Consider the following 7,966-nt stretch of genomic DNA (forward strand, 5'->3'; position numbering starts at 1 on the left):
GTCGATGACGAGTCGGCGTTTCAGGTTGGGTCGTAGCGCGTTGAGCGTGGTGTTGATGTGTGTGGGGGAGATTTCGGGTCCGAATACGACGGTTGTCCGTGTGCCGAACGGGTGGGTTGAGGATGGTGGGGCGGCTGTTCGGGCTTGTGGGTCGCGCACGGTCAGGCCGGGGCCGGTGGGTAGTAGTCCGGTGTGCAGGCCTGCGGTGGCTGTTGCGTCGTCGATTGCCCACCACAATTTCTGCTCTTGTTGGTTGGGGCGGCGGCCGGCGTTGAGCCATGCGTGGACGTATCGCAGGTGTTTAGCGGGATCGGTACCGGTGGCGGTGTTGAGGAGGTTGTGGATGCTGGTGGGTTGCCCGTCGGCGGTCAGGCCGATGACGCGGGCGTTGTCCCATAGGAAGCCCAGAGTCGGGTGTTTTCGGGGATTTGCTGGTTCTGGCTGTTCGTAGGCGCCGTGGATTTGGGTGTCGACGATGCGGATCCGTGCTGGGCCTTGGGGTTGGGGGTCGGCGAACAGCGCGAAGATGTGTTTGGCCTGGCCCGGTGGTGAGATTTCCACGATGACCGAGGCCGCGGGGTTGGCGTGCAGAGCGGCGAGGACCTCGGCCGGGCGGGGCAGCGGCTGGCCTGCCGGGTCGGTCTGCCCGGGCAGGCCCACGGTTTCGATGACCGCGTCGAGGGTGTTGAGCAGTCCGGTTACGTCGTGGTTGGACAGGACCCGGCCGTGCCGGCCGATGGCCCGGTCATCCAGCGCGCGGTGGCGGGGGTAGGTATCGCGGATGAACGCCATGACCCGGGGAAGGCAACTGTCCGGGTCGACGTCACGCATGTTCGTGCCGGGCGGTCCTTGCCACCACCGCACGTGCGCGGCGGCGGCCGCGGCGCGTTGCCGCGCGATCGCGACGCGACCCGCGGCCGGGTGGGTGCCGGTGGGCGGATCATCGACGATGCGGGCGGACGGGGTGACCAGGTAGAAGTCAGCCACCCTCGGGTCGACTACGCGCCCGTCGGCCCGCATCGGCACCAGTCCCGCCCCTTCCAGCACCTCTGGGGCGGGAACAGCGGTCAGGGAAGCACCATCGACGATGACCGGGATGTCGCGGGGCAGACCCAACCGCGCCCCCAAGCCAGCCGCCCGCACGGCGGTACGCGGCGAGGGTGGTTTCAGATGGGCCACCACGGGACGGGCGAGCATGTCCCGCGCGGCGGGGATGAACATACGCGCGGCCTGCTGGGACAGCGACGGGTCGAGGAAGAACACCGTCATGCCCTCGATAACCGGGAACCGCTGCGCGGCGGCCAAATCCACCAGAGCACCACGCCGGGCGATCACAAACCCCCGACCCCGGATCCGCACAGCTTGATGACCAGATGGCAGCAGTTCTTCCAAAGCCGTGGTAGCGAACCGTTCCCGCCACGCCATCACGTCGTGGACCGGCTGACCATCAACCGTGAGTCGCAGCCGCGGGGTGACTTGGCCCAAGAACCGGAACAGAGCGGCTTGCGCCGCCGGTGAGGACCGCACCGCCGCGAGGTCCACATCCAGATAACGTGTCCCTGGCCAACCCGCCACAGCCGGTGCGCCGGTGGCCGCGGGGCCAGCCCCACGCACCCGCACCACCCGAGGGTCGGTGGCATCCACGACGATCCCACCAGCCAGTCCCCACACACCCGGCGACACCTGCGCCAACCCGTGCGGCTGACGCGGCGCCACCCGACGGCCGGAACCCACAACATAGAAATAGTCAGCCAACTGAGCAACGGTCACCTTCCGCCCAACGGGCGTGTCCGCCATCGGCACGAACGACGACGAGTGCGCCATCCCGGCGAACGCCGACGCTGGCACGACCAAGCCAGCGGCCCCGACACCATCAGCCCAACCCTGGATCACCTCAGGCGTAGTACGCCCACGAGCACCAACATCAACCACCAGGGAGCTCAGCAACGAAGCCGGCAACGCACCCAACAACTGCGCCGCCGCCACACCCGAGACCTCCGAACCCAACAACAGCGTCATACGTGACCCGAACCGCCGACCAGACGTGGCCGACACCGGACCAGCCGCGCCGTCACCACGAATAACCAGACCTGGCTGACCAGTCAGCCATTCCACCCGCAACCCGTCCGGCAACACTTGATCCACCGCCCGCCACAAGTCCCACTCCCGCATCTGGGGTGTGCGGCCATGCGGTACCAGAACCGTCCGGGGCCGCCGACTGGACAGGTCCACCAGCACGTCACGGAGCGGATCGGGGGTCACGACGCCGGGGTAGCCGTCGTAGACAACCGTAACCCCGGGGGGCACCCCACCCGCCGGCCTGAGCGGCGACCTGCCCCCAGGCGGGACCGGAGCGACAACGCCGTCCTTGCGGGCATCGATCAGCCAGCCGGTTTCCGGATGCGAGAACACCTCCGGGGTGCCCGTCTCCCGCAAACCCGACACCATCGGGACCGTGACCCCCGCGGCGGCTGCCGGCAACACCAGCAGCACCTCGGCCACCTGCCGAGGAACCCGCCGCATACTCACATCCATCGACACGGACCGCGACGGAACCACACCAGCAGGCAGCCGGTCAGCAAGCACCACCACCGGCCCGACCTTGTCAGCCAGGTCCTGCAGGACACCCGGACCAATCATCGGAACACTACCAAGATCGATCAGCCTGGTACCACCGACGAAGACCGCGACCTCATGACCGGTAGCCACCCGGACCCGCCGCGGCAACCGCACAACATCCACCTCGCCAAGCACCCGACGCTCGGCCTCACTCATCGCCCTGATCACGGCCCAGGCCGCACGCGCCGCAGGCCGTACCGCCGCGGAATCAGCCGCCCGCTTGGCCGCCCGCTTGGCCGCCCGCTCAGCCACCCGCTCAGCCGCCACCCGACTCGCGGCTGGTTCACCGGTCGCCGCGGCAGCCGCCGTCACTGCAACGGACACCACCGCCGCCGGTGGACGCCGGTCAACGATCCGCAGCCCCCTACCAAACCCACGATCCCCCACGAACCGCAGATACGTACCCGGCCGAACAGCACCCCACCTGAACCGCGTCGCGTCTGGATCAGCGAACACCCGCTCCCGCGCCCGCCCCCACAACCTATGCACGTTCACCCGAAGCCCACCACCACGCGGGTCGGGATACACCGTCACCTCCTCCACCGGCTCCTGACCACGCAACGCCCGCACCTTCAACGCCTCAAACCCGGCAACCTCCACCGGTGTCTGACGCACCACCCCACGCCGAACCCCAAACCCAGCATCCACCGCATACCGCAAATACCGCCCCGGACCCACCTCCGGCGTCCACCGCTTCACCGCCAGATCCGCCAGCAACACATCATGATCCTCACCAACGACCACGGACACCCGCGTCTCAGTCACACCACGCACGTCACGACTGATACTCACCAACTCCGCCGGCTCACGCACCACACCATCAGAAACCCCCCCGAACCCCGGCTCCGACCTGGACACCAGATACGCCCCCGGCTCGGTCACCCCCGGCCTCCACACCGACACCTGCGGATTAGCGACCATCCGATCACGGACCTCCTGCGACACGCTAAACGCCCGCCTCCGCCAACCACCCAACCGATCCGCGGTGACCTCAACAACCACCCACTCATCCGACCGCACCCCACCCACCCGCGAAGCCGCCGGGCTCAAGGCTGCGGGGCCAGAAGAACCCTCGAACTCACCCACCCGCTCAGGCACCACATCACCCTTAGGGAACCGCACATACGTGCCAGGAGCCAGATCATTCGCCCGCGTCCACAACCCCGCCCCAGCCGGAATGGAATCAAGCAAAATACCCCGCCGCCTATTCTCAACAATCAACTCCATACGCTTATTACGACGAACATTGACCAACTCAAACGGCTCACCAGCCACCACACGCGACACAATCCCCGGATCCAACCGCACCGGCATCTCAGGACGCTCCCGCACCGGCGACTCCACCACCACCTCAGGACGCTCCCGCACCCCTTCCGGCACAGACTCAACAGATCTACGCCCCGGAACGTGCGCCTCCACCTCCGCAGACGCACGACCCACCAGCCCCCGCGCCGCCTCCACCCGCGCCGCCTCCACCTCCGCAGACGCACGACCCACCAGCCCCCGCGGCGCCTCCACCCGCGCCGCCTCCACCTCCGCCGACGCACGACCCACCAGCCCCCGCGGCGTCTCCACCCGCGCCGCCTCCACCTCCGCAGACGCACGACCCACCAGCCCCCGCGGCGTCTCCACCCGCGGCGTCTCTACCGAGGCACGACCCGCCGGCGTCGGTGGCCGGGAAGTCGCCGGGCTCGGGGCTGTGGGGCTGGACGTACGGTCGAACTCGTCCATCACCGCCCGGAACCGCTCAGACATCCCCCCGTCCTTAGCGGGGCTGGACGTACCGGGGCGCTCCAGCACCGGTGTCTCAACCGCCACCTCGGGGCGCTTCTGCCGCGGCCATTCCGGCAAGGGCTCAACAGGTCTACGCCACCGCATGCTCGCTTCTACAGCAGTACGCCGAAGCAGGTGGCGAGGCGCCCTCAAGCCCGGCTCGGGCGTCCGGAAAACCGGTCGCCCGTCCGGGACCTTTTTCACGCCGTCACTGAGCCGACCCGTCGAAGGCCCAGTCACCTCCGGCGCCTCCTTGCCGAGTTTACGGCCACCCGCCCCGTAACCCGGATCCGACTCATACCGCAGATACCGCCCCGGCCCCGCATCCGACGTCCACCGCTTGACCGTAGAATCACTCAACAATGCCTCACGCCGCTGAACCGTCACCGTGGTCACCGTCTCACGGATGACACCAGACTGATCCCGCTCGACCACAACCAATTCCGCTGGCTCCGCCACCATCTTACCCGCACCCTTACCGAATTCCGGGTCCGACTCGAACCGCAGATACGAACCCGGCCGACTCTCCCCCGACTGCCACCGCACCCTGGACGGCTCCGTAAACACCTCATCACGGGCGATCCCCGAATACCTACGCACCCGCCACCGCACACCACCCAACCGATCCCGCGTGACATCCACAACCTCAACACTCTTACCCTCCCGCATGGCCGCCGCCTTCGCCGCGTCCAACGACGCCACCTCCTCCGGCACCCCCCGCACCGCCCTACCCGACCCGAACTCAGCATCACCCTGGAACCGCAGATACAACTCCCCTTCCTCCAACACACCCGGCGTCCACCGCCGCGAATACGGAAACTTGAACACACGATCACGCGCCGCCCCCCACAACCGAACCGCCTGAACCCTCGTGCCACCAGAACCATCAGACTCGACCCACACCCGCTCCACCGGCTCGTGATTACGCACCGCCCGCGCCTTAAACACATTCAGCTCAACCGCCTCCGGCGACGTCTCACGCACCCACTTACCCCGACCCACCCCAAAATCCGGATCCGACTCAAACCGCAAATACCGACCAGGCTCCACCCCCGGCCTATACCGACCCACCGTCGGATCCGCCTCCAACAAATCCCGAGCCCTCCCCGTAGGCACCGACACCCGCTTCTCCGGCTCACCGAACTTCCCACGACCAACCCGCACCAACTCCACCGGCTCCTTCACCCACCGACCCAACTTCTTACCAAAACCCGCATCCGAACCCACCCGCACATACCTACCCTCCACCGGCCTACCCCCAGGCCACCGCATCACCGCCACATCACTCAACAACGAATCCCACTGCCCCGCATTACCCTTGGCCGCACGCATCTGCCAACCACCCTTAGGACCAACACGAACCTCAACAACCTCAAACGGCGGCCGAACCACCCGAACGGCCCCCTTCACACCCACATAACCAGGATCAAACGGAAGACGAGCATAAACACCCGGCCTCGTCTCACCCGCCGTCCACAAATAAATATCCTCCCTACTAAGCTGCACATCCCGACCCCGCCCCACAAGATCCGGCTCCTGCCTCGAAACCCCCGAAACCCGCCCCGAAAGAACCGACACCCGCGTCTCAGAAACCCCAAAACGATTAACCTGAATATCAACAAGCTCAATCGGCAGATCCTCCCTAATCACCCGCGCCTTCACCACGTCAGGCACCCGCACCCGACCACCATCACCAACCCCACCCCTCGCCAAACCCGCCGGCCGCGCCCCAGACGAAGCCTCCACCGGCCGCGCCCCAGACGAAGCCTCCACCGGCCGCGCCCCAGACGAAGCCTCCACCGGCCGCGCCCCAGACGAAGCGACACCCGCGCGCCCCTCCGACACCGACACATCCGGCTCCACCCGCACCACCGACCCCGACACCTCCCCCCGCCCACCCACCCGCGAACCCACCGACACCTCCCCGCCCGAACCCGGCTCCGCGCCCGGACGGGCCGGCGACACAACATCACCACCCGCCCGCCCGGGAACCCGGCCCACCGGACCCGTCGATGGATCCAACAAACCACGAGACGCCGCGCCACCCGACCGCACCGGTGACTCAGGCGACACCGACCGCACCGAACCCGCCTCCGACCCAGCCGGCGGCGCCGGCCGTTCCTGCACCCCACCCGGCACCTCAGAACGCCCCCGCACCGGCTCCACCGAATGCGGCTCCACCCGCGCACCCGCCGGCACCGCCCCACCCGACCGCGCTGGCGTCTGCACCACCGGCAGCTCTACACCACCCGAGCCCGGACGGCCCGGCTGTTGGGGAACGGGCGCACCCCGATCCACCGGCGAAACCGGCCGCCCACCACCCAGCGACTCCACACCCGGCCGCACCGAACCAACCTCACCCGACTCCCCACGAACACCAGAAACCCCACCCGAACGACCCGACTGCTCCGAAACAGGCGCACCCCGATCCACCGGCGAAACCAGCCGCCCACCACCCGGCGACTCCACACCCGGCCTCAGCGGAGAAGCACCACCCGACTCCGGGCCAGCCGGACCCGGACGCATCGGCTGCGAAGCAGCCGGCCCACCCGGCTCCGACGGCCGTCCCGCGGCACCGGAAGTCGACTTCACCGGCGCCGGCGCCGCCGGCTTCACCTGCGCAGCCTGCGGCGGTGCACCCGCACCAGTCCGGCCGCCGGCGGACGATTCCGGAACCGGACCCTTCGGGCCGGCGGCGCTTGCCGCCACATCCCTCCCCGTCGGGATGGTGATCTCGACCTGCCTGCCGTTGGGAAGGGTCGCCCTGAACGGCCCGTTGCCCTGCTTCCCCAGATTCGGCGACGACCCCCCCGACCCGCCTCCTGGCCCCCGGCCGGTCCCCAAACCCGGCGCCGGCGCACCACCAGGGGTCGAACCCTCCGAACCACCGGGCAGCTTTCCCGGCGGCCGCACGCCAGCACCACCGGCACCGCTGGCCACACCCCGAGCACCCAAGGCACCCATCGCCGTCATCCCCCCACCAAGCAAACCCCCAAGGACACCAGCAATCGCCGCTTGAGCATGGTCCGGGTGATACTCCGCACCGGCAACCGCACCGGCAACCGCGTCCACCGCGTAGTAGGTGGCCACCTCTATCGGCACGAACACCAACGCACCAGCAGTAAACGCCAACCCCACCGACCCGGAAGGAATCGCCACCCCCGAAACCGCCTGCACGATCGTCGCCAGACCCCGCGCAACCGCCGCCAAGGCAGCAGCTATCGGCGCAGCAAACGCAAAGGAAACCGCGGCCGCGAGAACCATCGCCACCAAACTGAAAATCAGAAACAGGCGGGCCTTTTTCTGGGCGGCGAGCACCTTCTCTGTAGTCTTCGCCAACTCCTCGATATTCGCGGCATACTCCAGCACCGCATCGGCAACCTCGTTAGCAGACGACGCTACATGCTCGGCCGCACGCTCCGCCGCCGCCCGCCCATCACCCCGCCACGCCACGGAATTTAACGAAAACCCAACCTCATGCGCGACACCGGTCAAACTTTCACCAAGCGCACGCCACTTCGCCGCCATAGCATGCAACTTCGCCGGGTCCGGCACGATAGTAGCCCTAAAGCCG

2 protein-coding genes are annotated in these 7,966 nt (G+C 68.1%); one reads left to right on the forward strand and one right to left on the reverse strand.

The genetic code is table 11. The features are described 5' to 3' along the window. On the reverse strand, positions 1 to 4,854 hold a 4,854-nt coding region (locus KJS59_RS25105; RefSeq protein WP_213455434.1), incomplete at its 3' end, for a hypothetical protein. 2,620 nt (positions 4,855 to 7,474) lie between these two features. Between KJS59_RS25105 and KJS59_RS25110 the strand changes: the two genes are divergently transcribed. Beyond that, the coding region (locus KJS59_RS25110; RefSeq protein WP_213455435.1) for a hypothetical protein at positions 7,475 to 7,966 on the forward strand (492 nt) is incomplete at its 3' end.

The sequence above is a fragment of the Rhizomonospora bruguierae genome, assembly GCF_018397995.1.
GTDB classification, from domain to species: Bacteria; Actinomycetota; Actinomycetes; order Mycobacteriales; family Micromonosporaceae; genus Rhizomonospora; species Rhizomonospora bruguierae.